The organism is Rhizobium sp. RSm-3, from assembly GCF_001854685.1.
Classification (GTDB): domain Bacteria; phylum Pseudomonadota; class Alphaproteobacteria; order Rhizobiales; family Rhizobiaceae; genus Rhizobium; species Rhizobium ecuadorense.
Genome location: NZ_MAWZ01000058.1, coordinates 110359 through 136143 on the forward strand (window position 1 = coordinate 110359; position 25785 = coordinate 136143).

Consider the following 25785-nt stretch of genomic DNA (forward strand, 5'->3'; position numbering starts at 1 on the left):
GCGACGATGGAGCTCAAGAAAGAAACACCGCCTCCGGCCGTCGTCGTCATGGGCGTCAGCGGCTGCGGCAAATCCTCGGTCGGCGAGGGCATCGCCGCTCGAAACGGCATGCGGTTCCTGGAGGGCGACCAGCTTCACCCGGCTCGCAATGTCGAGAAGATGGCGAAGGGCATACCGCTCACCGACGACGACCGGCTACCCTGGCTCGACCGGATCGGCGCGGAAATAAAGACCGCGCAAGACGCATCGCAGGGATTGGTGATTTCGTGCTCGGCGCTGAAGCGCAGTTATCGGGAGAGGTTGAGACAGGCGGCAGGCGGGCGCCTGGCCTTCGTTTTCCTGGAGGGGACGCGCGATCTGCTGCTGTCGCGGATGCAGGCCCGTCAGGGCCACTTCATGCCGGCGTCGCTGCTCGACAGCCAGTTGCAGACGCTGGAGCCGCCGACCGGTGAAGCTGGGGTGGTCACGGTGGCGATCGATATGGCTTTGGATGATATGGTGGCGCTGGCTTGTGAGGGGCTGAGAAGCGCGGCCGTCAAGGGAGGGTTTCATGCAGGATGATAATAGAGCAGATGTCGCCGTCATCGGCGCCGGCATCATGGGAACGGCGATCGTCACGCGACTGATCGAAACCGGCCACAAAGTATCGGTCTTCGATCTCGATGCCGAGAAGGTCGCGGCATTGGCGGCCAAGGGCGCGGATGCGGCGAGTTCCGTGCAGGATGCGGTCGCGGCGTCGGAATTCTGCGTGCTCAGCCTCAATCACGCCAGCATCGTGCGCGCCGTCATCTTCGGCGAGAAGGGCGTTGCGGCGGCGGCCAGCGCCGACAAGCTGCTGATCGACATGTCCTCCATCGATCCCGCCGAGACGGCCGACATGGCGAAGCGGCTGCGTGCGGAAACGGGCATGGCATGGGTGGATTGCCCGCTGTCCGGCGGCGTGCCCGGCGCGCTCGGCGGCAAATTGACGATCATGGCGGGCGGCCGCGCTGAGGATTTCGAGCGCGCGCGGTTGGTGATGCGGCATCTTGCCGCCAATTATACGCTGATGGGCGCCTCCGGCGCTGGGCAGACCACCAAGCTGATCAATCAGTTGTTCTGCGCCGTGCTGTTCCAGGCGGTGGCGGAAGCCGTCAAGCTCGCCGAAGCCGGCGGCGTCGATCCCGCAGCCATTCCGGCAGCGCTTGCCGGCGGGCGGGCGGATAGCCGGATATTGCAGGAATTCATGGCGAAATTCGCCGCCCGGGATTTCTCGCCGACAGGGCGGATCGACAATATGCTGAAGGACCTGGATTCGCTCCAGGCCTTTGCGCTGAAGACCAAGACGCCGCTGCCGATGACGGGTGCGGTGGTGGAGATTCACCGCCTGTTGTGCGTCGCCGGCCTTGGGCCGAAGGACTCTGTCGAGATGATGCGTCTTCTCGACGGATTTCGTCCCGGCTGATGTCATTTCGCGGGGTTGGGGATCGTCATTTTCCGCTTGACTATCGATGAATGTTATCGATAACATACTTTTATAAGAGCTGCAGCTTTGGGAGGAGCCACAGTGGAAGCCAAGAGACTGCTGGAGTTCCAATCGATCACCAAAAGCTTCGGCGGTACGCAGGCGCTGCGTGACGTATCGATCGATCTGCGCGAGGGCGAAATCCTGGCGCTGCTGGGCGAAAACGGCGCCGGCAAATCGACGCTGATCAAGACGCTTGCCGGCATCTACAAGCCGGATCACGGCGACATCCTTTTCCGCGGCCACAGCTACCATCATCGCCCGCCGAAACCGAACGAGCGGCAGCCGGTCGCCTTCATCCATCAGGATCTCGGTCTGATCGAGTGGATGACGGTCGGCGAGAATATGGGTCTGTCGCAAGGCTTCTCGATGCGAAGCGGTCTCATCGATTGGAACAGGACGCAGGCGCGGGCCAAGGAAGCGCTGAAGCTCGTCGGCTGCGACTTCGACCCGACGACGCGGGTCTCGGCCCTGTCGCGCACCGAAAAATCGCTTGTCGCCATCGCCCGCGCGCTTGCCGTCGAAGCCGATGTTCTGGTGCTCGACGAGCCGACGGCGAGCCTGCCCGCCGACGAAGTCGATCGGCTGTTCAATGCGATCCGTCCCCTGAAGGAGCGCGGCGTCGGCATGATCTATGTCTCCCACCGGCTCGACGAGATTTTCCGCATCGCCGATCGCGTCGCCGTGCTGCGTGACGGATGCATGGTCGGGCAGAAGCCGGTCAGCGAGACCACCCCCGACGAACTGGTGACGATGATCATCGGCCGCAGCAGTGACAGTCTCTTTTCCAAGGCCGAGATCAAGCCCGGCAAGGCGATCGTCGAGGTTCGCGACCTCGTCTGTGCCGGCACCAGCCCGATCTCCTTCGATATCCGCGAGGGCGAGCTGCTCGGGCTGGTTGGGTTGCGCGGCGCCGGCCAAGAACGGATCGGCCGGGCGCTGTTCGGCTGCGAGCCCTTCAACGGCTCGGTTCTGCTGCATGGCCAGGCGCCGGATCTTTCCAGCCCGCGGCAGGCCATGGCGTCGGGCATCGGTCTGATTGCCCGTGACCGGACGGAGGAATCCGTCGCGCTGTCGCTGTCCATTCGCGAAAATACCTATCTCAATCCGGGCGCCGTCGGCCGCGGGATTTTCTCCTTCCTGTCGCCGCGCGGCGAAGCCGATCTTGCCCATGCGATCGGCCATTCCGTCGGCCTCAGGCCGAACGATCCGGATCTGCCGGTGGAGGCGCTGTCGGGCGGCAACCAGCAGAAGGTGGTCGTCGGCCGCTGGCTGGCGACCGGGCGAAAGCTGCTGGTCGCGGAAGACCCGACCGCCGGCGTCGACATCGGCGCGCGCGCCGAAATCTACCGCCTGATCACCCAGGCGCTGGAAGCCGGTCTCGCGGTCGTCGTGGTCTCGACGGATTTCGAGGAAATCGCCCATATCTGCCACCGCGCGCTGGTTTTCTCGCGCGGAAAAATCGTCAGCGAACTGAGTGGAAGCGCTCTGACCACGGAGGCGGTCATCACGGCCGCCTCGGCGTCGGAAGCGGCTTGAGCCATCGGGAGAACAGCCATGCAATCCATTGAATCCACCGCGCTGGAGCCGACCAAGAGCGAAATGGCCGGCCTGTCCACAGGCCAGAAGATCGGCCGTCTCATCCCGGTTTACGGGCTGGTGATCCTCACTCTCGGTCTGATCGTGATCTTCTCGATCCTTCTGCCGGATACGTTCCCGACCGTGCTGAACGTCCGTTCGATCGTCTCGGACAAGGCGATCATCGCGCTTCTGTCGCTCGCCGCGATGATCCCGATGGCATCGGGCCGCATCGACCTGACTGTCGGCTATGGCATCGTGCTCTGGCACATTCTCGCCATCAGCCTGCAGACGGCTTACGGCCTGCCCTGGCCGGTGGCTGTGATCATCGTCCTCGCGCTCGGCGTCCTCACCGGCTTCATCAACGGCCTGCTGGTCGAGGTCGCCAAGATCGACAGTTTTATCGCCACGCTCGGCACGGGAACCGTTCTCTACGCGCTTGCCCTTTGGCACACCGGCGGCCGGCAGGTGGTCGGTGTCCTGCCTGAGGGCTTCTATGCGCTGAACGGCACCATGCTGTTCGGCCTGCCGATCACCGGCTTCTACGTGTTGCTGATCGCAATCTGCATGTGGATCGTGCTCGAATACCTGCCGATCGGCCGCTATCTCTATGCCATCGGCGCCAATCCCAAGGCGGCAGCCCTCAACGGCATTCCTGTCCGCAAATTCGTGATCGGCGCCTTCGTCACCTCAGGCCTGCTGGCGGCTCTGACCGGGGTCCTGCTCGCCTCGAAGCTGCGCATCGGCCAGGCGAGCGTCGGCCTCGAATATCTGCTGCCGGCGCTTGTCGGTGCATTCTTGGGATCGACGACGATCAAGCCGGGGCGGGTGAACGTCTGGGGCACGCTGATCGGCGTCATCATCTTGGCGGTCGGCATATCAGGAATTCAGCAATTCGGCGGGTCGTTCTTCGTCGAACCGCTGTTCAACGGTGTGACCCTGCTGATTGCCATCGGCATTGCAGGTTACGCCCAGCGCAAGCGCGGAGCTGTGAGGAGGATCACACCCGCATCCAAATGAGGATGCCGGCTCACCCGGCATTTCATAACAAACAAAATGGAGGAGTGAACATGAAACGCAGGACTTTATTGCAGGCAACGGTCGCAACCGTCGCCGTTATGCTCAGCGTGCCGGCGATGGCCGATTCGATGGCTGACGCCAAGGCCGTGGTCGACAAATACGCGTCCAAGGTGAGCGCCTGGGATGGTCCGACGAGCGGCCCCAAGGGCGCGAGCGGCAAGAACATTGTCATTCTCGCCGCCGATATGAAGAACGGCGGCATTCTCGGCGTCGTCAACGGCGTTCAGGAAGCGGCAGGCGCTTTGGGCTGGACGGTCAAGGCGCTTGACGGCGCCGGTTCGATCGGCGGACGGACGGCGGCCTTCGGCCAGGCCATGGCATTGAAGCCCGATGGCATCATCATCAACGGCTTCGACGCCGTCGAGCAGAAGCCGGCGATGGAAGCGGCCAAGGCGGCCGGCATTCCGATGGTGTCGTGGCACGCCGCCTCGGCCGTTGGCCCGGTTCCGGACGTCGGCGTTTTCGCTAACGTGACCACCGATGCGATGGAAGTCTCGAAGTCTGCGGCGGATTGGGCCTTCGCCGATGCCGGCGGCAAGCCTGGAGTCATCATCTTCACCGACTCGACCTATGCGATCGCCATTGCCAAGGCCGACCGCATGAAGAAGGAGATCGAGGATCTCGGCGGCACCGTGCTCGAATATGTCGACACGCCGATCGCCGAAACCTCTCAGCGCATGCCGCAGCTGACCACCTCGCTGTTGCAAAAGTACGGCGCCAAGTGGACGCATTCGCTGGCGATCAACGACCTCTATTACGATTTCATGGGCCCGTCGCTCGCCTCGGCTGGCATTGCCGGCGACGGAAAGCCGGTGAACGTCGCAGCCGGCGACGGTTCGGAGAGCGCCTATCAGCGTATCCGCGCCAAGCAGTTCCAGGCCGTCACCGTCGCCGAACCGCTCAACCTTCAGGGCTGGCAGCTCGTCGACGAGCTGAACCGCGCTTTCGCCGGCGCCCCGTGGTCTGGCTATGTGTCGCCGCTGCACGTGGTGACCAGCGCGAACGTCGAGTTCGACGGCGGGCCGAAGAACAGCTTCGATCCCGACAACGGCTATCGCGATCAATACAAGAAAATCTGGGGCAAATAAGCCTTCCCAAGGGCGTATCGACGGATACGCCCTTATCCCCGCTGACACCACGCCAATATCGATCCAGCTCCGGCGAGTTTTGGAAAAGAGAACCCATGATTATTCGTTATGCTTTGTTTGAAGGCGAAATCCATCCCGGCCGAGAAGAGGAATTCCGCGCCTTTGTCAGGCAGCGGCTCGTCCCTCTCTGGACAAAATTTCCGGGCGCCGAGGAAGTTCGGGTGCTTGATGGAATGGACCGCGACGAAGGCGCTCCGGTCTACGCCATGGCTCTCGCCATACGTTATCCCGATATGGATGCGGTCAACGCAGCGCTTCGCTCCGATGTGCGCTTCGAGAGCCGCGAGGTCACCGGCGAACTGTTGCGGCTCTTCACCGGCAAGGTGCATCATCACGTCTTCCAGGCCAACGAATACCCGCCGGCCATTGCCTGATATCCGGCGACCGTAGCGACCGACCTGCCACATCACACAGTGCCTGGGACAAATGTCTCGGGCGCTTTTTTATATCTAAGCATCGGTAATCCCGTGGCCCCACAGTTCCGACCGTAGGCGCTTTGGGACAATTTTTTATCCGCTGCGTCATTATTAAACTAAATAATCTATATAATTGGTGCTCTATACTTCATTCTCCCGTGCATCATTCTCGCAACAAGCAGTCCGGGAAGATTGACGATGACATTGGCAAAGAGATTCAACATCGCGTCCTTCAGCCCACCTGGCTTCGGCGCGGTTCACAATCCGGCTGCAGCCCGGGACAGAAGGTGCAGGCGTCCTTCCGTGATCTCCCAGCAGGATTTCCTTTGATATCCTTTCTAGCCAGGCAGAACCGCGGCATCGCATGAGCAAGCATTCCGAATTTCTCTGGTATATTCCGAACGACGTCAGAGCCGGTCATCGCGGCGATTCCGCTGTCGACAACCACAACAGCCTGGATACGCTGACCAGCCATGCGCGGGCGCTGGAGGAGCATGGTTGGAAGGGCGCGCTGATCGGCACCGGCTGGGGCCGGCCCGACACGTTCACCGTCGCGGCCTCGCTTGCTGCGCGCACCACCAGCTTCGAGCCGCTGATTGCGATCCGGCCGGGCTATTGGCGGCCGGCGAACTTCGCTTCCGCGGCGGCGACGCTGGATCACCTGACCGGCGGCCGGGTGCGGATCAACATCGTCTCGGGCAAGGACAATCTCGCCGCCTATGGCGACAGCGAAGGCGACCAGGCGCATCGCTATGCCAGGACCAAGGAATTTATGCGGCTGGTTCGCCGGTTGTGGACGGAGGAAAATGTCACGGCGGGAGGCGATCATTTCCGGGTCGCCGGCTCCACCGTGGTGCCGCGCATCGCGGCCCGCGGCGACCGCCGTCACCCCACATTTTATTTCGGCGGAGCCTCGGAGGCGGCCGAGCGGGTGGCGGCCGCCGAGGCCGATGTCCAGCTTTTCTGGGGTGAGCCGCTCGACGGCGTCCGGGAACGGATCGACCGGCTCAAGGGCTTGAGCCGGGACCTCGACCGCGACCTTCCCCCACTGGAATTCGGGCTGCGGATCACGACGCTGGTCCGCGACACGACGGATGAGGCCTGGGCCGATGCCGAGGCGAAGGTCGCCGAGATGGCGAGGAGCAACGGCGCCGGCTGGCACGATCACCAGCGCGTGCTCGCTGTCGGTCAGCAACGGCTGCTCTCTTTGCACGAGCGCGGCGACGTCCTCGACGACAATCTCTATACCGCGCCGGGCAAGTTCGGCGGCGGCGGTGCCGGCACCACCTGGCTGGTCGGCTCGGCGGCGGATGTCGCCCGATCACTGCGCAAATATCAGGATCTGGGGATCACGCAATTCGTGCTGTCCGACACGCCCTATCTCTCGGAGATCAAGCGGCAGGGCGATCAGCTGCTGCCGCTGCTGCGTGGCTGAAGCCGGGGGCGGCGACGGATGTGCAGAAGCGTCAGCTCGCCGGCGCCACGCATCGGTTGCGGCCGGCATTCTTGGCGGTGTAGAGGTTGGCGTCGGCCGCCTGCAGCGCGATCTCGATATTGTCGGCCAGAGACCAATCCGCCAGGCCGATGGAACAGGTGACGTCGAGCTTCGGATCGACCTCAGACCATTCGTGGTCCTGCACCCGCAGGCGTAGCCGCTCGGCAGCGGCAAAGGCGTCCACGGCCCGCGTATCGGGAAGCAGAAGCAGGAATTCCTCGCCGCCCATGCGGATCGCCAAGCCGCCTTTCGCTCCGGCATCGCCCAGCAAGGCGGCAAGGCGGGAGAGGACGATATCGCCGATCGAATGGGAAAAGACATCGTTGATGCGTTTGAAATGGTCGATGTCGACCAGCATCAGCGCTGCATGGGTGACGCTGGATTGGGCCCACTCCCGGCATTTGAGCTGCAATTCGCGGCGATTGCCGAGACCGGTCAGCGGATCGGTGCGCGAGGCCAGCACCGCCTCGCGCTGTTCGGCGGCAAGCCGCAGATTTTCTTCCAGCAGGCGCTCGCGCTCCAGACGGGCGCTGTCTTCCTTGCGGCGCATCGTCTCCAGATCGAGTGCCAGCTTCATCGTATAGGCGCGTGCCGAGGCAAGCCGCCGGTAATCCTCGACCACCAGTTCGTGATAGACCCTGTGATGGTCGAAGGCTGCCCGCCAGTCGCCGGCCATTTCGGCAATCCGGTATCGCATGTCGAAATGGCGCAGTTTCATGCGTGGGGTAGCCAGGGCGGCTTCCGTTGCCTCGATGGCTGCAAGCAGCAACACGGCTTCGTCGAAAACGCCCTGCCCTGCCAGAAGATAGGCGTACCAATAGGAGGTTTCCGCCATCAGCACGTCGTCCTCTGCGATGCGGCAGGCGGCGATGGCGGCGATATAATGGGCGGCGGCCGCGGCGTCTTCGCAGCGCGTCCAGGCGAGAAGTCCGAGATAGCAATGGCACTCGGCGATCTCATAAGGCAGGTTTTCCGCCTGAGCCTCGGTCAGAATAGACCGCAGCTGTTCTTCCGTGCGATCAAGCAGGGTGGTGTCGATGTCCCGTGCTGCCAGGCGATGCTCGCCGAGCGCGCGCGCCGCCATACGGCTGGCGATCGAGCGAGCGATCAGCACGGAGCCTTTTGCCAGACTGCTTGTCTCCGCATAGTCCAGACTTTCGGCCGCGGCCTCCGCCGCGCGATCGAAATCCTTCGAATCGAACAACGCCACGGCATAGGCCGTGCGCGCCCGCCAGTTGGCCAGGGGATCCATGCAGGACTTGGTGCGCTTCTGGCAATCGATCAGCAGGCCGAAGCCGGTTTCCAGGTCGCCAAGCGCGACCAGAAGGCCACCATGGATCGACTGCAGGGAAATGATGGCCGCCTGATCCTGGCAATATCGGAGCCAAGTTTCAGCGCGCAGGCAGATCTTCAAGCCTTCCGCCAGGTTCTCCTTGTTGAAATGGATGAGCGCCAGTCGATGTGAAACACGCAGGGCTCCGGCAATATCACCCGCTTCGAGTGCTGCCTCATAGGCGGTTTCCGCCATCTCGAGCGCTTCGGCGGTGCGGCATTCCCAGTCCAGGCGCACGGCACTGTCGAGCAGTTCCTGCCAGCTCGCTGCCAGGTTCTGATCGTGCCTTGACTTGGAAGACGCCCGTCGTGCCACCTCTGCCCCATTCTTTCCGCACCGCATAGTCTGCGAGAACTTCTAACAATTCTCAAAGAGTTGCGCTTAACGGCGAACTTCATCGCTGAACATCGATGCGGGCAAGCGGATTCAAATGGTCCGTTTTGCAACAGGAGATGTGTGTCAATTCAAATCGGCAACTTGATGTACTCTTTCCGGCGCAGACTTCGGGCCATTTGTGACGTAAAATGCGTCAAATTATACAAAAAGCGCAGCATAATGACGCCTCACCGGCTTCGTTTACACTCTCTAAAATATCTCCTCCTATTTTTAAGCATATCGGAGCGACGTTCTGAGGATCGTCACCTACGCCATGATGGCCGGCCAGGTATCCCGAAATCCCGCATGAAATCGACGTTGTTACCTTGACGCCGTCTCGCTTTAGACGCGACGCGCGCAGTGGCGGCGGGCGGAGGCATTCGGGAAAGATCCTGGTCACAGACACCTTTAAACCTCGCCGACACGATGGAGAGCGCGAATGAACAGTATTAAGAGTTTCGGGATCGCGATGCGTCTCGCCCTTGGTTTCAGCTTTCTGATCCTGCTGATGGCCGGCCTGAGCATCTACTCGGCCGTGCAGGTCGCGGAGATCAACAACAATCTCGGGACGATCAACGACGTCAACAGCGTCAAGCAGCGATTTGCCATCAACTACCGCGGCAGCGTGCATGATCGGGCGATCGCCATTCGCGACGTGACCCTGGTGACCTCCGCCGATGAACGCAAGGCGGCCGAGGCATTGATCGAAAAGCTGGCCGCCTCCTACGCCGAGAACGAAAAACGCATGGCCGAGATGGTTGCATCGCCGGCGGGTGCGACGGACCAGGAAAAGACCATTCTGAGCGAGATCGCCGACATACAGGCGAAAACCAATCCCCTGGTCGCCCAGATCATTGCGCTGCAGGAGAAGGGCGATGGCGACGCGGCCCGCAAAATCCTGCTCGAACAGGCGCGGCCGGCCTTCGTTGCCTGGCTCGGCGCCATCAACAAATTCATCGACTATCAGGAAGCACTGAACAAATCGATTGGCGGCGAGGTTCGCAGTACGGCAAGCGGCTTCAAACCGATCGTCCTGACGGCGCTCGGCATCGCGGCTCTTCTTTCGATCGTTGCCGCTGCCATTACATCGCGCACGATCGTCGGCCCGCTGGCAAAACTGCAGCTGTCGCTGAAGGCGATGGCCGAAGGCAATCTCGACGGCGATCGTCGCCTCGAAGCGCGGGGCGATGAGATCGGCAAGCTTGCGCGGGCCGTGGCCGGCCTGCGCGATGCCATTTCGGCAAAGGCCGAGCGAGAAGCCGACACGGAAGCCAAGCGGGCTGTGGCGGAACGGCATCGGCTCGAACAGGATGCCGATGAACGCCGCACTCTTGCCGAACAGACCGACCGGGCTGTCGGTCAGCTCGGCACTGCACTGCAGGCATTGGCCGACGGCGACCTCACACAGCAGATCGACACGCCGTTCATCCCGTCTCTGGAAAAGCTCAGAGCCGACTTCAATACCGCGGTCGAAAAGCTGCGGGGCGCCATGCAGAAAGTTGCCCAGAACGCCAGCGCCATCGCCGCCGGCGCACAGGAGATCCGATCTTCCTCGGACGATCTCGCCAAGCGCACCGAACAGCAGGCCGCATCCGTTGAGGAAACCGCCGCGGCGCTCGAGGAAATCACCACCACCGTCGCCGACTCGAGCAACAAGGCACAGGAAGCAGGACAGCTCGTTCGCAAGACGAAGGACAGCGCGGAACGTTCGGGGAGCGTCGTCCGAGGCGCGGTCGACGCCATGGGCAAGATCGAATCCTCCGCCACCGAAATCGGCAGCATCATCGGCGTCATCGATGAGATCGCCTTCCAGACCAACCTGCTGGCGCTGAATGCCGGTGTCGAAGCCGCCCGAGCCGGTGAAGCAGGCAAGGGTTTTGCGGTCGTTGCCCAGGAGGTGCGCGAATTGGCGCAACGTTCCGCCAAGGCGGCGAAGGAAATCAAGGAGCTGATCAACGCTTCGAACGGCCACGTGAAAAACGGCGTCGCCTTGGTTGGCGAGACCGGAAAAGCCTTGGAAGAGATTGTCGCACAGGTGCAACAGGTCGACGGCAATGTCGGCGCTATCGTCGGCGCTTCGCAAGAGCAGGCAACCGGGCTGAAGGAGATCAACACCGCCGTCAACAGGATGGATCAGGGCACGCAGCAGAACGCCGCGATGGTGGAAGAAGCGACCGCCGCCGCCCATAATCTCGCCAAGGAAGCCGACGCACTGTTCCAGCTCCTGGGTCAGTTCAGCATCGGCGGCGGCGTGGCAGCACCCAGGCGCATATCGCAGCCCGCTGCCGCGGCACAACATGCTCAGCCGGTTTCCTCGCCCGCCCGCCAGATGATTGCCAAAGTGGGCAAGTCGTTCCAGTCGAATGGCAATGCGGCCTTGGCCGGCGATTGGGAAGAGTTCTAAATCGCACTGATTTTTCTCCGGCTTCCTCCGGACGGCAATGGCGAAGGGCAGCGTTTGCTGCCCTTCGCTTTTTGTCTTATGCCCGAACCGGAGCCTTGGCCGGAAGAAGGGCGTTGACCACGACGGCAACGCCGATGTTTGCCGCAAGCGCCAACAGTCCGGTGTAGACGGTGAAGGGCTCGCCGCCGAGGCTGATCAGGTGCAGCGGCTTCCAGCCGGCATCCCAGACCAGGAAGGTGCCGCCGCAGAAGCCGACGAACCAGCCGGCAAGCAGAGCGGGTGCACGGAACCAGCCGGTGTAGAGACCGAAGACCAGGGCCGGGAGCGTCTGCAGGATCCATATGCCGCCGAGCAGCTGCAGATCGAGCGCGAACTGCGTCGGCAGGAAGATGATGACGAGAAGCGCCCCGACCTTCACCACCAGCGACGTCACCTTCGCGACCTTGGCCTCGCCCGCATCGCTGACCTTGGGATCGACATAGGCTTTCCAGAAATTGCGGGTGAAGAGATTGGCGGCGCCAATGCTCATCACCGCCGCCGGCACCAGCGCGCCGATCGCGATCGCCGCAAAGGCGAAGCCGGAGAACCAGCCCGAAAACAGCGTCTTGAACAGCGTGGGAACGACGTCATTGGCGCTGTCGAGTTTCAGGTTGGCGGCATGGCCCATATAGCCGAGCAGCGCCAGAAGTCCGAGCAGCAGCGTATAGGCGGGCAGCATGATCGCATTCTTGCGGATCGTCTTGCCGCTGTTGGAGGCAAAGATGCCGGTCAGCGTATGCGGATACATGAAGGCGGCAAGCGCCGAGCCGAAAGCGAGCGTGGCATAGGCGACATATTGATTGCCGCCGAGCAGCAGGTTGCCGGAGCCCTTGGCCTGGAAGGCCGCATCGGCCGAGGCGAAGACATTGGCATAACCGCCGAGCTTCGACGGGATCAGCGCGACCGCCGCAATCACCACGATATAGATCATGATGTCCTTGACGAAGGCGATCAGCGCCGGAGCGCGCAGGCCCGCCGAATAGGTGTAGAGCGCCAGCACGATGAAGGCGATTGCCAGCGGCAGTTCGCCATGCAGCCCGAGCGCCTTCAAGACCGCCGTCATGCCGACGAGTTGGAGGGCGATGTAAGGCATGGTGGCGATGACGCCCGTGGCCGCGACGGCGAGTTCGAGACCGCGCGATCCGTATTGGCCATGCACGACGTCGGCCGCCGTCACATAGCCGAAATCCTTGGCGCGCTTCCACAGGACCGGCATCACCATGAAGACGAAGGGATAGACGACGATCGTATACGGCAGCGCGAAGAAGCCGTAGGCGCCGACCGTATAGACCAGCGCCGGAACGGCGATCACGGTATAGGCGGTATAAAAATCGCCGCCGACGAGGAACCAGGTGATCCAGGTGCCGAAGTTGCGGCCGCCGAGGCCCCATTCATCGATATGGGCGAGCGTCTCGGGCTTGCGCCAGCGGCTGGCGACGAAGCCCATGACGGTGACGAGGACGAAAAAGAAGATGAAGACGGCAAGCGCCGTGCCGTTGATGTCAGTCGTCATGGCGAACGCTCCGATAAGCGATCCAGGTCAATGTCGCCGTGATCGGCACCCAGAGAAGCTGATACCAGTAGAAGAAGGGAAAGCCGAAAAGCGACGGCTCGCGGACATTGTAAAATGATGGCCAGAGCAGACCTATATACGGGATGATCAGCAGCCAGAGCGCTGCCTTGCTACGTGGTTTTTCCATGTCGGAATACCTTTCAGGCGCCGCGGGCGGCGGTCGCCATGTTCCAGTTGTCGGCGTGGAAGGCAGTCTGTCAGCCGGCGGCGGCAGCAGGCCCGGTTCGGGTCGCTCGAGCTTTTCCGGACGTTCGGAAGCTGATGTAACGCATGTGAAGTCCTCCCAACGGCTTGGCACTTGGCCAGCCGCGAATGGAGTCCTAGGGCGTTGGTTTTATCCTCACAAGATGGGCGCGGAGCCGAAATACCGGGCTCTACCCAGAAGTGGGTAGGCGCGGATTTCCTTCGATTTTCGAGACGATGCCGTGGTCGAGCGCATAGCGGATGAGCCCGGCGGTGGTGGCGATACCAAGCTTTTTCTTGAGGTTCTTGCGATGGGTTTCGGCCGTGGCGGCGCTTATCCCCAGCATTTCGGCGATCTCTCGGTTGCTCCTGCCGGCAACGATCAGCCCGAGTGTGTCGCGCTCGCGCGGCGTCAAGGGGCCGCTCCCCTCCTCCGCGCGGTCGCCCATCAGCGCGTCGAAGACGCCGGAGGAAAAATAGGTGCCGCCATCGGCGACGGTCTCGATGGCCGCGACGATCTCGTCCGTCGAGACGTCTTTCAGGACGTAGCCGGCGGCGCCGTGCATGACCGACGAGGAAATATACTCGCGGCTGTCATGCATGGAGAGCATCACGACGCGGGTCTGCGGAAGCTCGCTCCGGAACAGTTCGATCGCATCGATGCCGCTGAGCTTCGGCATGTTGATGTCCATCAGCACCACCTGCGGCTGGATCTGCCGGGCGATGTCGAGCCCGGTCTGCGCCAAGCCCGCGGTGCCGGCAACCTCGATATGATCGAAGGTTTCGAGCACGGCTTTCAGCCCGTCCAATACCAGCGGATGGTTGTCGATCAGGAGCACCCTGATTTTTGGGCGTTCCGTCATGCGGCTTCCGCCTGCTTGCCGGTGGGCAGATTGGCCGATCTCGGCATCATCGCCGTCAGCGTCGTGCCGGCCTCGCTGCTGTCTATGAGCAGCAGGCCCCGGAAGTGCGCCATCCGCTCCTGCATGTTGCGCAGGCCGAGACCCGAGCTGCCGGATGCGCCATCCCTCGCACCGTCGAAGCCGGTGCCGTTGTCGGAAATGGTCATGCGGGCACGGCCGCCGTCGCTCCAGAGCTTGACCGAGAGCTTCGAGGCACCCGCGTGGCGCTCGACATTGTTGAAGGCCTCCTGGGCGACGCGATAAAGGGCGGTACTGGCTTCCGCCTTGAGCATGCCGGTGAAGCCCGAGGCGTCGATGTCCGTCTCGATCCCTGTCCGTTCGGCAAAGTGATGACAGAGCGCCTCCAGCGCCGCCGTCAGGCCGAGATCGTCGAGCACGCGGGGGCGCAGATCGTGCGAGAGCAGCCGTATTTCCTTGATGGCGCCGTTCAGCGCCGCGACGCTGCGCTCGATGGTCAGCGCGGCCTCGTCGACATTGGTCCTGACCTTGCGGCCGGCAAGATCCATCGCATAACGCACGCCGAGAAGGGTCTGGGAGATGCCGTCATGCAGTTCGCGCGCCAGCCGGGTGCGCTCCTCTTCCTGGGTGTCGATGACCCGCTGCGTCAGCTCCTTCAGCCGGCCGTCGGCCATGCGGCGCTCATGGAAGGTCAGCAGCATGCAGGTGGTGAACACGACGAGCACCGCGGGCACGGCAATCAGCGCGACGATGACGAAGGTCCGTCTGATGTTGGCGCGCATCACCTTGTTGGCGGCGGCACTCTGGGCAAAGACGTCATCCAGATAGACGCCGGTGCCCACCACCCAGTGCCATTTGTCGAGGCTGACGACAAAGGAAAGCTTGTCGGCGATCTGCCCGGTCGACGGTTTCTGCCATTTGTACTGATGCAGGCCGCCGCCCGCTCTTGCCGTGGCGATCAGTTCGGCGATGACCTTGTCGCCATCCGGATCGGTGAGATCGAGCCAATTGTGCCCATGCCGGAAACTCTGGCGCGGATGGACGATATTGTTGCCGTCGTAATCGTAGACGAAGAAGTATCCATCCTTGCCGTAGTCGAGCGAGGTGAGGATCGCCGCCACCTGCTGCTTGGCGGCCTCGTCGTCGGCGCCCGCCTTGTCGTAGATCGTCTGGATAGCCGACAGCGCAAGATTGGTCAGATTGAGGATCTCGGCCTCCTTGGTCTTCAGCATGTTCTGCTCGAACGTGTCGATGCTGTTCTTGGCGAGGTTTGCCGATTGCCAGGTGATGAAGGTGGTGATCGCAAGGATCGAGATGATGAGCGGGACGATCGCCAATGCGATGATCTGGTGTCGTAACGTCAAGGATCGTTCCTCCCGAGAATTGCGTCCGGAATTATGCCCTTTGTCCTACATGAGTCCAGTCGGTTGCCGGTGAGAGCGGATGATCGCTATTCCGGGGGCACGAACAGGCCGAGCTTGACGTCGCGCAGCACCACATTCGTGTGCATGCGGCGGATCTGCGGGTTCTCAGCCATGATCAGGGCGGCGATGTCGTCATAATGCTCGACGTCGCGGGCGGTAACGATCGCGATCAGATCGACCGCGCCGGTGACGTAATAGACCTGCTGGATATGATCCTGTTTCTCCGCCCAGATGCGGAATTTCGCTAGCGCGTCGTAATTGTCCCGCTCGATCTCCATGCCGACGATGAACACCATCGATGTTCCCGTCGCCTTGCGATCGACGACGGCGACCTCGGCCTTGATGATCCCCTCCTCGCGCAGCCGTTTCAACCGCCGCTGCACGGCCGAGACCGACAGGCCGACCCGTTCGGCAATGGTTTCGGCCTTCAGCTGGCAGTCGCGCTGAACGATATCGAGGATGTCACGGTCAAAACGATCTAGCTGTTCCATTGTCCAGTCCCATTTCAGCTGCGGCACATCAGACTTTCTGCCGCATTCGATGCGCGAGGAAGATTATTTTGCACAAAATATGCAAAAGAGGTGATAATTGCGCGAAAAAACCGCGTAATTTTATCATTATCCTTCCCAAATTCAGTTCAGCCGGACCCATGCATGTCGGATCAACCCTTTCCTGCTCTTCGCGTCGAAGATCTTCATAAAAGCTTCGGCTCGCAACAGGTTCTCAAGGGTATCTCGACCGAGGCCCACAAGTCGGATGTGATCTCTATCATCGGCTCGTCGGGCTCCGGCAAGAGCACTTTTCTCCGATGCATCAATTTCCTGGAAACGCCGGATCGCGGCCGTATTGCCGTGAACGGCGAGGAAGTCGCGATGAAGGCCGGCCGCGGCGGGCGGCTGCAGCCGCAGAGCTGGCGGCAGATCGAACGGCTGCGGACGGGGCTCGGCATGGTGTTTCAGAGTTTCAATCTCTGGGCCCATCGTACCGTGCTGGAAAACGTCATCGAGGCGCCGGTGCATGTCATGGGCATGTCGAGGCGTGAGGCGATCGAAAAGGCGGAAGCCCTGCTCCACAAGGTCGGGCTGTTCGACAAGCGTGACGTCTATCCCGCCTTCCTCTCCGGCGGTCAGCAGCAGCGGGCGGCGATTGCGAGGGCGCTCTGCGTCGATCCCGCCGTCATGCTGTTCGACGAGCCGACATCGGCGCTCGATCCGGAGCTGGTCGGCGAAGTCCTCAAGGTCATCCGCGATCTCGCGGAAGAAGGCCGGACCATGCTGATCGTCACCCATGAAATGCGCTTCGCCCGGGATGTTTCGAGCCGTGTCCTCTTCCTGCATCAGGGACGGATTGAGGAGGAAGGCCCGCCCGAGCAGATATTCGGCTCGCCCGTCAGCGCCCGCTGCCGGGACTTCACCCGTCTCAGCGCCCACTGATGCGCATCCATCATCGATAACACACGAACCAGGAGAATCCTGCGAATGAAACTGCTTCCCATGTTTTTCGCCGGCGCGGCCCTTGCGCTTTCCGCCGTCACCGCGCAGGCCGAAGTCCGCTTCGGCGTCATGAACGAATCCTATCCGCCCTTCTTCGCCAAGGACGCCTCCGGTGAGTGGCACGGATGGGAAATCGACCTCATGAACGCCGTCTGCACAGAGATGAAGGAGAAATGCTCGATCGTCGACATCTCCTGGGATGGTCTCATTCCGGCTCTCCAGAGCAAGAAGTTCGACGTGATTTGGTCGTCGATGTCGAACACCGCCGAACGCTCGAAGGTGATCGATTTCACCGATAAGTATTACAACACGCCGAGCACCTTGATCGGTCCCAAAGACCAGAAGCCGGGCGCCACGGCCGACGACGTGAAGGGCAAGACCATCGGCATCCAGGTGTCGACGATCCAGTCTGAATATTACAAGAAGTATTTTGCCGATGCTGCCGAGGAGAAGACCTACCAGACGCTCGACGAGGCTTTCCAGGATCTGGCCTCCGGCCGTATCGACTACGTCTTCGGCGATTCGTTGGCGCTCGACGCGTTCCTGAAAAGCGATGGCGGCAAGGATTGCTGCGCCAAGATGGGAGATGTCGCCGACGACAAGGAAATTCTCGGCGCCGGCGTATCGGGTGGGTTGCGCAAGGAAGACACGGAGCTGAAGGCCAAGCTGAATGCGGCGATCGCTGCCGTTCGCAGCAACGGCCAGTATGACGCCATCACCAAGAAATACTTCGACTTCGACATCTACGGCGCGAAGTAAGCGATCCCGATGGCGACCACGCAACAAGGTATTCTGGACCTGCTGTCTCCCTATCCTCCGGGATGGGGCGGCGTTCTCTTGACAGGTGCAGTCTCCACGGTCGCCATCTCTGCTTGCGCTTTCGCCATCGGCCTGCTGCTCGGCACCGGCGGTGCGCTCGGAAAGCTTTCGGGCAACCGCGCGCTGCGCTTGGTGCTCGATCTCTATACGACGCTCATCCGGGCCGTTCCCGAGCTGATCCTGATCGTCGGTCTTTATTATGCCGGCACCGACGGCCTCAACCGGCTGCTTGCGGCAATGGAGCTGCCGCCGATCGATGTGAACGGCTTCGTCGCCGCCGTCGCGGTTCTCGGCTTCGTGCAGGGCGCCTATATGACCGAGGTGCTGCGTGGCGCGATCCTCGCCATTCCCACCGGTCAGATCGAGGCGGCCAAGGCTTTCGGCATGGGGCCGGCGCTGCGGTTTCGCCGTGTCCTGTTGCCGGCACTTTTGCCGAACGCGCTGCCGGGGCTTGCCAATCTGTGGATGTCGGTCACCAAGGACAGCGCGCTCGTCGCGGTCGTCGGCTACCAGGAACTGGCGCTCGCCACCCGGCTTGCCGGGGCAAGCACCAAACACTACTTCGTGTTTTTCCTCGCTTCCGCCCTTCTCTACCTCGCCATCACGCTCGTTTCCAACGTCGCTTTCAAGCTGATCGAGGGACGGGTGCGGCGGGGACAGCCGCGTCTCGCCTGAGGAGCCGCGATCATGAATTTCACCTGGATCTCCTCCTATTGGCCGCTGCTTCTGACCGGCGCCTGGCAGACGGTGGCGCTGCTGATCATTTCAGTCGTGTTCGGTTTCCTCATCGCCATCGGACTCGCTTTCGCGCAGGTCAGCGGCGGCAGGCTGACGCGGCTGCTGGCCCGCGGCTATTGCACCTTCTTCCGCGGCACGCCGCTGCTGATCCAGCTCTGGCTGCTCTACTATGGCGTCGGCTCGCTGCTGCCCATGATCCCCGGCATCCGCCAGAGCCTGTTCTGGCCGATCCTGCGCGAAGGCTTCTTCTTCGCAGCCGTCAGCTTTACGCTGAACTACGCCGCCTATGAGGCCGAGGTCTTGCGCGGCGCCCTGCTTGCCGTGCCCAAGGGCGAGCTCGAAGCCGGGCGGGCCTTCGGCCTGTCGCCCTGGAAGCTGACCCGCCGCATCTGGCTGCCGCGCGCCATCCGCATCGCCCTGCCGACGATTGCCGGCGAGATCGTCATGCAGCTGAAAGCGACGCCGCTCGCCTTCACGGTGACGGTGATGGATCTCTACGCCGTGGCCAACAAGGTCCGTCAGGATACGCTGCTGGTCTACGAACCTCTGCTGGTCGTCACTCTCTTCTATCTCGCCCTGACCGCAGTCATTGCCCGCGTCTTTCGAGGTCTCGAAGCGCAAGTGCCGGTCCGGCGCTAGGCGGAGGACGTTCCCCACATTGTTTTTAAAGCCCGCCGCCGGTGACGGCGCGACAGCCTGAATGGAGACCCTTCATGAGCACAACACGAATCCTCGATGGCGGCATGAGCCGCGAGCTGCTGCGGCTCGGCGCCGAATTGAAACAGCCGGAATGGTCGGCGCTGGCGTTGATCAATTCGCCGGATATCGTCCGCGAGGTGCACAAGGAATTCATCGCCGCCGGTTCTGAGGTCATTACGACGAACAGCTATGCGCTGGTGCCCTTCCATATCGGTGAGGACCGGTTCCAGAAAGAGGGCGCGGCGCTGATCCGCCTTGCCGGCCGCCTGGCGCGCGAAGCGGCCGATGCCGTCACCGATCGCAAGGTGCTGGTCGCCGGCTCGCTGCCGCCGATCTTCGGCTCCTACGAGCCGCAGAATTTTCAGCCTGCACGGGTGCAGGACTATCTCAAAGTGCTGGTCGAAAACCTCGCACCCTTCGTCGATGTATGGCTCGGGGAGACGTTAAGCCTGATCGCTGAGGGCGAGGCTGTCCGCCAGGCGGTGGCGGCATCCGGCAAGCCGTTCTGGATTTCCTTCACACTGGCGGATGACGCGGCTGATATCGAAAGCGGCGAACCGAGGCTTCGTTCCGGCGAAAGCGTCGAAGCAGCCGCGTCCTGGGCGGTTTCGTCAGGCGCCGAAGCCTTCCTGTTCAACTGCAGCAAGCCTGAAGTCATGCGCGCGGCCGTCGAGACGGCGGCGGGCGTGTTCCGCAAGGCGGACGCCCAGATCGAAATCGGCGTCTATGCCAACGCCTTTGAGGGAGAACAGGGCGACTCGGCCGCCAATGAAGGCCTGCACGATACCCGCGACGATCTGAACGACGACGCCTATTCGCGCTTTGCCTGCTCCTGGGCTGAGGCCGGCGCCACGATCATCGGCGGCTGCTGCGGCATCGGTGCTGCTCATATCCATCGCCTCGGCAAGACGCTTTTGCGGTGAAGCCGCAGGGCGGCGGCGGTCGTCAGCCGCCGCTGCACCTATCGATCGGGATGGTGCGCGCCGCAATTCCCAGGGCCGAAAGCTAAGCTTTCCGGATGAGGGAGCCGGTCGATAAATAACTTGATTTATTTCATCACCTTTTATAACTCGGCCTCGTATTTAACTGATGGAAGGTCGTCATGAATTTTAGATCCGGCGCCGCCTGGCTGGTTGCCTCGCTTATTTCTGTTTCCGCTGTTTTCTTTGCCCCGTCTGCCATGGCAGAGCAGAAGACGATCACCGATGTGATCGGCCGCGCGGTGAAGGTCGACCTTCCGGCCAAGCGCGTGGTCCTCGGCTTCTATTTCGAGGATTACATGGCTGTCGGCGGCGAGAAGGCCTACGATTCCGTCGTCGGCATTTCCCGTGAGGCATGGGAAGGCTGGGTTCCCGCGAACTGGAAGATGCACCTTGCCCACCGCCCCTCGCTCGGCGACATCGCCGATGTCGGCGAAGTGGAAGCGCAGACCTTTTCCATCGAGAAGGTGTTGAGCCTCAATCCCGATCTGGTCATCCTCGCGGACTGGCAGTACCAGGCGCTCGGCCAGGACGCGCACCGTTTGGAAGAGCAAGGCATTCCGGTGGTGGTTGTCGATTACAACGCCCAGACGGTCGAGCGCCATGTCGCCTCGACCGTGCTTTTCGGTGAACTGACCGGCCAGGACGCGCGCGGCAAGGAGATCGCCGATTTCTATGCCGGTGCGCTGAAGGACATCGCCGCCCGCGTCGCCGCATCGGGCAAGCCGAAGCCGAAGGTCTATGTCGAATTCGGCAACAAGGGACCGGCGGAATATTCGTTCACCTACGGCAAGAACATGTGGGGCGCCATGTCCACCGCCGCCGGCGGCGACAACATTGCGGCGCCTTTCGTGGAATGGTGGGGAGCGATCAATCCGGAGCAGGTTCTGGCGTCGAAGCCCGATGCCATCTTCATTTCCGGCCGCGAGAATAACAAGAGTGAGACCGCCCTGCCGATGGGCGAAGGCGTGAAGGCCGACGAAGCCCGTGCAAAGCTCAAGGCTTTCGAGAGCCGCCAGGGCTGGAGCGAACTGCCCGCCGTCAAGAACGGCCAGCTCTTCGGCGTCTATCAGGGCGCGTCCCGCACCATCTCCGATTTTGCGATGGTGCAGTATATCGCCAAGCAGCTCTATCCCGAGCAGTTCAAAGACCTCGATCCCGTTGCCGATTACCTCGGCTATTACAAGAAATATCTGCCGGTGATTCCCGAAGGCACCTTCGCCATCGAAGCCAAGGGTTGACCTCAGCCCGCCCGCCTCTGCGAGCGCCATCTCGGATGGCGCTTGGTTCCAATCGCGAGTTTTCCCATGACAGTGACCGCGCGCAATGCCGAAGCGATCGGCGCGCACCGGCTGCGTGAGCGCAGGCGCTGGCGCAGCCTTTCGATTTTCGTGGCTCTGATGGCGGTATGCCTCGTTCTCGATATCGCCACGGGTCCCTCGCTGCTGTCGCCGGCAGAAGTGGTTCGCTCGCTCACAGGGCTTGGCGAGCGGGCGGCGATGACGGACGCCATCGTTCGCGGCCTGCGCCTGCCCATGGCGCTGATGGCGCTTGCCGTCGGCGCGGCACTCGGAGCCGGAGGCGCGCAGATGCAGACGCTTCTCAACAATCCGATGGCAAGTCCCTATACGCTCGGCATGGCGGCCGCGGCGGGGTTCGGGGCGGCGCTCGTTCTGGCGCTCGGCGGCTTCGGCCTCGATCCGATGATCGCCGTGCCGCTCGGCGCTTTCATCTTCTCCATGCTGGCGGCGCTGTTTCTCTTCACGCTCGCATCGATGCGCCGGATGACGGCGGAAACGATCATTCTCGGCGGCATCGCCCTTCTCTTCCTGTTCCAGTCGCTTCTGTCGCTCATCCAGTTTCTCTCCTCGCCGGAGCTGTCGCAGCAGATATTGTTCTGGCTGTTCGGCAGCCTGACGAAAGCGACCTGGCCGACACTTGGCCTCACCGCCGCTGTCACCTTCGTCTGTTGCGCCCTGCTGATGGCGGATTCCTGGAAACTGGCGGCCTTGCGCATGGGCGAGATGCGGGCCGCAAGCCTTGGCGTCAATGTCCGGCTCTTGCGCATGAAGGTCCTTGTCATCGTTGCGATCATGACGGCGACCGCCACCAGCTTCGTCGGCGTGATCGGCTTCATCGGTCTCGTCGCCCCGCACATCGCCCGCATGACGGTGGGCGAGGATCAGCGCTTCTTTCTGCCGATGTCGGTGGTCAGCGGCGCGCTGATGCTGTCGGCCGCTTCCGTCGTGTCGAAGTCGATCATTCCGGGCGCGCTGTTTCCTGTTGGTATCGTCACCGCCATCGTCGGCGTGCCGTTCCTGCTGTGGCTGATCTTTGCGCCGAGGAAAGCAGGCGCATGATCCGTCTCGAAAGCATTGCCATCGAGCGCGGTGGGCAGAGAATCGTATCCGGCGTCGACACCTGCCTGGAGACCGGCAAGATCCACGCCGTCATCGGCCCCAACGGCACGGGTAAGACCACGCTTCTGCGCGCGCTCTTCGGCGACCTGCCGCTCGCCGAGGGCAGGCTCACGCTCGGCGGCAACAGCCTTGCCGCCGGACGCACGAGCGCGCGGGCGCTGAAGTCGTGGCGCGAGAGCTTCGCCTATATGCCGCAGGACACCGCCGCCGATATTGCGCTCACCGTTCTCGAGGTCGTGGTTCTCGGGCGGCTTGGCCGGCTGTCGCTGCACATCGATGACGAAACGCTCGACATGGCGATGACGCGGCTGTCGCAGGCCGGCATCGCTCATCTCGCCGGGCGTGACATCGCGTCGCTCAGCGGCGGACAACGGCAGATGGCGCTGTTTGCCCAGGTGCTGATGCGCGCGCCGAAAGTCATGCTGCTGGATGAGCCCGTCAGTGCCCTGGACTTGAAGCACCAGATCGCCCTGCTCGATCTCGTGCGCCGGGAAACCCGCGCCAACGGCTGGGTGACGATGGTCGTGCTGCACGATCTCAATCTCGCCTGCCAATATGCCGACAATTTGCTGGTGATTGCGGACGGCACGATGAAGGCATGCGGTCATCCGCAGTCGATCGTCACCCCCTCGCTCATCGCCCGGACTTACGGCGTCGATGTCGAGGTGTTGCGCGACCGCCGCGGCCAGCCCGTCATTCAGCCGCTGGTCGCCGAGAATTTGTAAGTCCCGCTGCGTCGCGGTTCATTCCGCTTTCGGCGCCGTCTTCTGCAGCTCGACGAGAAGCTCGATCAGCTTCGGGGCCATGACCCGGATTTCCGAAAGATGGACGGCGCTCAGCCTCGTCAGGAGCTCGTCGGCCTTCGCGGTCAGGAGGAGCGTCTGCCGGCGCCTGTCAGCTGGGTCGGCATGGCGTTCGACCAGTCCGGCATCCGAGAGCCGTCCGACGAGCTCGGTCGCCGTGTGGGGCGCGATGAGCAGCCGTTCGGCGAGCATGCCGATCGTCATCGCTTCACCGCCGCGTTGTCCCTTGATCGCCAGCAGCGCCTGATGCTGCTGCACGGGCAGTCCTTCCGACTGGGCGGCAGAGGCGCTGAAATCTGTGAACTGGCGAAGCGCGAAGCGGAGGTCTGCGAGTGCCTCGTAATCCTCCTGTCTCAGCGGCGGCGGGATTCTCTTCACACTCATTCTCCTCTGCCGCTTGCGATCCGCAGCGCGCGAATTGTTCCGAAAATGAATAGATGCGCAGCCGACAACCGGTCAAGTGAGGCATCTTCACGCGACATTTTCGTCTCAGTGTTTTCGTCCATTGATTTATATCGTATCACGATATATTGACGCGCCTCAAGCATACCCATTTCCGCGTAGCAGAGGCTTCCATGGCGCAACATCAACCCAGCAACCGGCCGCATGATTTCACCGGCGGTCTTTCCCGGCGCGAGGCGGGGGATTTCACCACCGACAGGCGAGTCCTCGTCCTGATCGGCATGTCCATCATCATCGGCTCGGCCGGCGCCTTTGCGGCCTGGTGTCTCGTCAGCCTGATCGCGCTTGTCACCAATGTCATCTGGTTCAGGCAGATCGGCATCGAGCCGGCTTCTCTGGCTGCCGTGCCGCGCTCGCTGTGGGTGGTGCTGGTGCCGCCGCTCGGCGGACTGGTCATCGGACTGATGGCCCGCTTCGGGTCGGAAAAAATCCGCGGCCACGGCATTCCCGAGGCGATCGAGGCGATCCTGATCGGCGGCAGCCGGATGTCGCCGAAGGTGGCGGTCCTCAAGCCATTGTCATCGGCAATCTCGATCGGAACCGGCGGGCCGTTCGGCGCCGAGGGGCCGATCATCATGACCGGCGGAGCGATCGGCTCGCTTTTTGCCCAATTCTTTCACATGAGTGCGGCGGAGCGGAAGACGCTGCTCGTCGCCGGTGCCGCCGCCGGCATGACGGCGATCTTCGGTTCGCCGATCGCCGCGGTCATGCTGGCCGTCGAATTGCTGTTGTTCGAATGGAAGCCGCGCAGCTTCATTCCCGTCGCCGTTGCCGCCTGTGTTTCGATCTGTTGGCGTCCGTTGCTGTTCGGCACCGGCCCGCTGTTCCCGACTCATTTCCAGGTAGATTTGCCTTGGTGGGGAATTTTCGCCTGTGCAGCGATGGGCATTATCTCCGGCCTGCAATCGGGGCTGCTGACGACGCTGCTCTACAGGATCGAGGATCTGTTCGAAGCCTTGCCGATCCACTGGATGTGGTGGCCCGCGCTCGGCGGTCTCGTTATCGGTCTCGGCGGCCTGATCGAACCGCGGGCGATGGGCGTCGGCTACGACATTATCGACGGCCTGCTCAACAACCGGCTGCTCGCGCCGGCGGTACTATCGATCCTGCTGGTGAAGACCGTCATCTGGCTGTTTGCCCTGTCATCGGGCACTTCGGGCGGCGTGCTCGCGCCGTTGCTCATCTTCGGCGGCGCTCTCGGATGGCTGGTCGGGCTTGTCATGCCGGGCAACGATCCCGGTTTCTGGGCGTTGCTCGGAATGGCGGCGATGATGGGGGGAACCATGCGGGCGCCGCTGACGGGGACCTTCTTCGCGATGGAGATCACCGGCGACATCGGCACGCTCGTTCCGCTGCTCGCCGCAACGGTCGTGGCCTATGCCGTCACAGTGCTTCTGCTGCGCCGCTCGATCCTCACCGAGAAGATCGCGCGGCGCGGGCAGCATATCACCCGCGAATATGGCGTCGATCCGTTCGAACTCTCCCGGGCAAGCGAGATCATGATCACCGATGTCGACACGCTTCCCGCTACCATGACGGTCGGAGAGGCCTGCGATTTCTTTGCCTCTCAAGAGAAAACCCATCGGATCTACCCGGTGGTCGATGCTTCAGGCCGGCTGGCCGGCATTGTCTCGCGGGCGGATGCCCTGCTCTGGCAGGGGAAGGCGGATCTTGTCGTTCAGACGCTCGGCGAAAACGTCGCGGACGGCTCCGTTCCTGTCGGGCACCCTGATGATACCATCGCCTTCATCGCCGACCTGATGCTGTCGACCGGCGATGGCCGCATTCCGATCGTCGATCCGGCTTCCGGCAAACTCTGCGGCCTGATCGCCCGCAAGGACCTGCTGCGGCTGCGCAGCTCCTACCGGTCGGCGGAACTGGATCGGCGGCCTTATCTGACTGCCGGAGCGAAGGGAAAGCCTTGATAGCCGCCTCCGG

General features: G+C 62.5%; 24 protein-coding genes. 17 read left to right on the plus strand and 7 right to left on the minus strand.

Annotated elements, in window-relative coordinates; all coding sequences use genetic code 11:
- Window positions 1-6: 6 nt before the first annotated feature.
- From BBJ66_RS29235 to BBJ66_RS29265, 7 genes are all read left to right on the plus strand, one after another.
- Window positions 7-561 (plus strand): gluconokinase, encoded by a 555-nt coding sequence (locus tag BBJ66_RS29235; RefSeq protein WP_071092224.1) that lies wholly within the window; start codon window positions 7-9, stop codon window positions 559-561.
- Window positions 551-1444: an NAD(P)-dependent oxidoreductase gene (locus tag BBJ66_RS29240; RefSeq protein ID WP_071092227.1), complete on the plus strand. Its 894-nt coding sequence runs from the start codon at window positions 551-553 to the stop codon at window positions 1442-1444. The genes BBJ66_RS29235 and BBJ66_RS29240 overlap by 11 nt, the downstream gene beginning before the upstream one ends.
- A gap of 102 nt (window positions 1445-1546) precedes the next feature.
- Window positions 1547-3043: a sugar ABC transporter ATP-binding protein gene (locus BBJ66_RS29245; protein WP_071092233.1), complete on the plus strand. Its 1497-nt coding sequence runs from the start codon at window positions 1547-1549 to the stop codon at window positions 3041-3043.
- Window positions 3044-3061: 18 nt separating this feature from the next.
- Window positions 3062-4102 carry an ABC transporter permease gene (locus BBJ66_RS29250; RefSeq protein WP_071092236.1) on the plus strand — a complete coding sequence of 347 codons (1041 nt, stop codon included), beginning with the start codon at window positions 3062-3064 and terminating at the stop codon, window positions 4100-4102.
- A gap of 50 nt (window positions 4103-4152) precedes the next feature.
- The gene (locus tag BBJ66_RS29255) at window positions 4153-5250 is read left to right on the plus strand and encodes an ABC transporter substrate-binding protein (protein ID WP_071092239.1); all 1098 of its coding nucleotides are present in this window, start codon (window positions 4153-4155) and stop codon (window positions 5248-5250) included.
- A gap of 95 nt (window positions 5251-5345) precedes the next feature.
- On the plus strand, window positions 5346-5684 hold the full coding sequence (locus tag BBJ66_RS29260; protein WP_071092242.1) for a hypothetical protein: 339 nt from the start codon (window positions 5346-5348) through the stop codon (window positions 5682-5684).
- 406 nt (window positions 5685-6090) lie between these two features.
- Window positions 6091-7161, plus strand: a complete 1071-nt coding sequence (locus tag BBJ66_RS29265; RefSeq protein ID WP_071092245.1) for an LLM class flavin-dependent oxidoreductase — start codon at window positions 6091-6093, stop codon at window positions 7159-7161.
- A gap of 31 nt (window positions 7162-7192) precedes the next feature.
- On the opposite strand, the gene BBJ66_RS29270 is transcribed toward BBJ66_RS29265, so the two are convergent.
- Window positions 7193-8869 carry a GGDEF domain-containing protein gene (locus tag BBJ66_RS29270; RefSeq protein ID WP_071092247.1) on the minus strand — a complete coding sequence of 559 codons (1677 nt, stop codon included), beginning with the start codon at window positions 8867-8869 and terminating at the stop codon, window positions 7193-7195.
- Between the two features lie 499 nt (window positions 8870-9368).
- On the opposite strand from BBJ66_RS29270, the gene BBJ66_RS29275 reads away from it, so the two are divergent.
- Complete coding sequence (locus BBJ66_RS29275; RefSeq protein WP_071092250.1) at window positions 9369-11333, plus strand: HAMP domain-containing methyl-accepting chemotaxis protein; 1965 nt, start codon at window positions 9369-9371, stop codon at window positions 11331-11333.
- A 76-nt stretch (window positions 11334-11409) separates the two neighbouring features.
- Here BBJ66_RS29275 and mctP read toward each other — a convergent pair whose 3' ends face one another.
- From mctP to BBJ66_RS29300, 5 genes are all read right to left on the minus strand, one after another.
- Window positions 11410-12885 (minus strand): sodium:solute symporter family monocarboxylate transporter, encoded by a 1476-nt coding sequence (gene mctP, locus BBJ66_RS29280; protein WP_071092253.1) that lies wholly within the window; start codon window positions 12883-12885, stop codon window positions 11410-11412.
- A complete protein-coding gene (locus BBJ66_RS29285; RefSeq protein ID WP_003577760.1) occupies window positions 12875-13072 on the minus strand; it encodes a DUF3311 domain-containing protein in 198 nt (65 codons plus the stop codon). The genes mctP and BBJ66_RS29285 overlap by 11 nt, the downstream gene beginning before the upstream one ends.
- A 247-nt stretch (window positions 13073-13319) precedes the next feature.
- A complete protein-coding gene (locus tag BBJ66_RS29290) occupies window positions 13320-13991 on the minus strand; it encodes a response regulator transcription factor (RefSeq protein WP_071092257.1) in 672 nt (223 codons plus the stop codon).
- On the minus strand, window positions 13988-15373 hold the full coding sequence (locus tag BBJ66_RS29295) for a cache domain-containing protein (protein ID WP_071092259.1): 1386 nt from the start codon (window positions 15371-15373) through the stop codon (window positions 13988-13990). The genes BBJ66_RS29290 and BBJ66_RS29295 overlap by 4 nt, the downstream gene beginning before the upstream one ends.
- An 86-nt stretch (window positions 15374-15459) precedes the next feature.
- Window positions 15460-15924 carry an Lrp/AsnC family transcriptional regulator gene (locus BBJ66_RS29300; RefSeq protein ID WP_071092262.1) on the minus strand — a complete coding sequence of 155 codons (465 nt, stop codon included), beginning with the start codon at window positions 15922-15924 and terminating at the stop codon, window positions 15460-15462.
- A 162-nt stretch (window positions 15925-16086) separates the two neighbouring features.
- Between BBJ66_RS29300 and BBJ66_RS29305 the strand changes: the two genes are divergently transcribed.
- The 8 genes from BBJ66_RS29305 to BBJ66_RS29340 all read left to right on the plus strand — a co-directional run bounded on the left by BBJ66_RS29305 (window position 16087) and on the right by BBJ66_RS29340 (window position 23307).
- Entirely contained in the window at window positions 16087-16866 is a 780-nt protein-coding gene (locus BBJ66_RS29305) for an ABC transporter ATP-binding protein (protein ID WP_071092265.1), read from the plus strand.
- 45 nt (window positions 16867-16911) lie between these two features.
- On the plus strand, window positions 16912-17685 hold the full coding sequence (locus tag BBJ66_RS29310) for a transporter substrate-binding domain-containing protein (RefSeq protein ID WP_071092268.1): 774 nt from the start codon (window positions 16912-16914) through the stop codon (window positions 17683-17685).
- Between the two features lie 9 nt (window positions 17686-17694).
- On the plus strand, window positions 17695-18420 hold the full coding sequence (locus BBJ66_RS29315; protein ID WP_071092271.1) for an ABC transporter permease: 726 nt from the start codon (window positions 17695-17697) through the stop codon (window positions 18418-18420).
- Window positions 18421-18432: 12 nt separating this feature from the next.
- Window positions 18433-19122, plus strand: coding sequence for an ABC transporter permease (locus tag BBJ66_RS29320; protein ID WP_071092274.1), 690 nt, complete (start codon window positions 18433-18435; stop codon window positions 19120-19122).
- A 74-nt stretch (window positions 19123-19196) separates the two neighbouring features.
- Window positions 19197-20105 (plus strand): homocysteine S-methyltransferase family protein, encoded by a 909-nt coding sequence (locus BBJ66_RS29325; protein ID WP_071092277.1) that lies wholly within the window; start codon window positions 19197-19199, stop codon window positions 20103-20105.
- Window positions 20106-20284: 179 nt separating this feature from the next.
- A complete protein-coding gene (locus BBJ66_RS29330; protein ID WP_071092280.1) occupies window positions 20285-21403 on the plus strand; it encodes an ABC transporter substrate-binding protein in 1119 nt (372 codons plus the stop codon).
- A 66-nt stretch (window positions 21404-21469) separates the two neighbouring features.
- A complete protein-coding gene (locus tag BBJ66_RS29335) occupies window positions 21470-22522 on the plus strand; it encodes a FecCD family ABC transporter permease (protein WP_071092288.1) in 1053 nt (350 codons plus the stop codon).
- Complete coding sequence (locus tag BBJ66_RS29340; protein ID WP_071092291.1) at window positions 22519-23307, plus strand: ABC transporter ATP-binding protein; 789 nt, start codon at window positions 22519-22521, stop codon at window positions 23305-23307. Before BBJ66_RS29335 ends, BBJ66_RS29340 begins: the two co-directional genes overlap by 4 nt.
- A gap of 18 nt (window positions 23308-23325) precedes the next feature.
- On the opposite strand, the gene BBJ66_RS29345 is transcribed toward BBJ66_RS29340, so the two are convergent.
- Complete coding sequence (locus tag BBJ66_RS29345) at window positions 23326-23763, minus strand: MarR family winged helix-turn-helix transcriptional regulator (RefSeq protein WP_071092294.1); 438 nt, start codon at window positions 23761-23763, stop codon at window positions 23326-23328.
- A 197-nt stretch (window positions 23764-23960) separates the two neighbouring features.
- Here BBJ66_RS29345 and BBJ66_RS29350 point away from each other — a divergent pair, with 197 nt between their 5' ends.
- Entirely contained in the window at window positions 23961-25772 is a 1812-nt protein-coding gene (locus BBJ66_RS29350; protein ID WP_071092296.1) for a chloride channel protein, read from the plus strand.
- Window positions 25773-25785: the final 13 nt, after the last annotated feature.

Coding starts and splice junctions, on each gene's coding strand:
- BBJ66_RS29250 (WP_071092236.1), top strand. CDS start 3,062: ATGCAATCCATTGAATCCACCGCGCTGGAGCCGACCAAGAGCGAAATG.
- BBJ66_RS29335 (WP_071092288.1), top strand. CDS start 21,470: ATGACAGTGACCGCGCGCAATGCCGAAGCGATCGGCGCGCACCGGCTG.
- BBJ66_RS29265 (WP_071092245.1), top strand. CDS start 6,091: ATGAGCAAGCATTCCGAATTTCTCTGGTATATTCCGAACGACGTCAGA.
- BBJ66_RS29300 (WP_071092262.1), bottom strand. CDS start 15,924: ATGGAACAGCTAGATCGTTTTGACCGTGACATCCTCGATATCGTTCAG.
- BBJ66_RS29275 (WP_071092250.1), top strand. CDS start 9,369: ATGAACAGTATTAAGAGTTTCGGGATCGCGATGCGTCTCGCCCTTGGT.
- BBJ66_RS29240 (WP_071092227.1), top strand. CDS start 551: ATGCAGGATGATAATAGAGCAGATGTCGCCGTCATCGGCGCCGGCATC.
- BBJ66_RS29310 (WP_071092268.1), top strand. CDS start 16,912: ATGAAACTGCTTCCCATGTTTTTCGCCGGCGCGGCCCTTGCGCTTTCC.
- BBJ66_RS29305 (WP_071092265.1), top strand. CDS start 16,087: ATGTCGGATCAACCCTTTCCTGCTCTTCGCGTCGAAGATCTTCATAAA.
- BBJ66_RS29340 (WP_071092291.1), top strand. CDS start 22,519: ATGATCCGTCTCGAAAGCATTGCCATCGAGCGCGGTGGGCAGAGAATC.
- BBJ66_RS29315 (WP_071092271.1), top strand. CDS start 17,695: ATGGCGACCACGCAACAAGGTATTCTGGACCTGCTGTCTCCCTATCCT.
- BBJ66_RS29290 (WP_071092257.1), bottom strand. CDS start 13,991: ATGACGGAACGCCCAAAAATCAGGGTGCTCCTGATCGACAACCATCCG.
- BBJ66_RS29255 (WP_071092239.1), top strand. CDS start 4,153: ATGAAACGCAGGACTTTATTGCAGGCAACGGTCGCAACCGTCGCCGTT.
- BBJ66_RS29350 (WP_071092296.1), top strand. CDS start 23,961: ATGGCGCAACATCAACCCAGCAACCGGCCGCATGATTTCACCGGCGGT.
- BBJ66_RS29235 (WP_071092224.1), top strand. CDS start 7: ATGGAGCTCAAGAAAGAAACACCGCCTCCGGCCGTCGTCGTCATGGGC.
- BBJ66_RS29325 (WP_071092277.1), top strand. CDS start 19,197: ATGAGCACAACACGAATCCTCGATGGCGGCATGAGCCGCGAGCTGCTG.
- BBJ66_RS29285 (WP_003577760.1), bottom strand. CDS start 13,072: ATGGAAAAACCACGTAGCAAGGCAGCGCTCTGGCTGCTGATCATCCCG.
- mctP (WP_071092253.1), bottom strand. CDS start 12,885: ATGACGACTGACATCAACGGCACGGCGCTTGCCGTCTTCATCTTCTTT.
- BBJ66_RS29260 (WP_071092242.1), top strand. CDS start 5,346: ATGATTATTCGTTATGCTTTGTTTGAAGGCGAAATCCATCCCGGCCGA.
- BBJ66_RS29320 (WP_071092274.1), top strand. CDS start 18,433: ATGAATTTCACCTGGATCTCCTCCTATTGGCCGCTGCTTCTGACCGGC.
- BBJ66_RS29330 (WP_071092280.1), top strand. CDS start 20,285: ATGAATTTTAGATCCGGCGCCGCCTGGCTGGTTGCCTCGCTTATTTCT.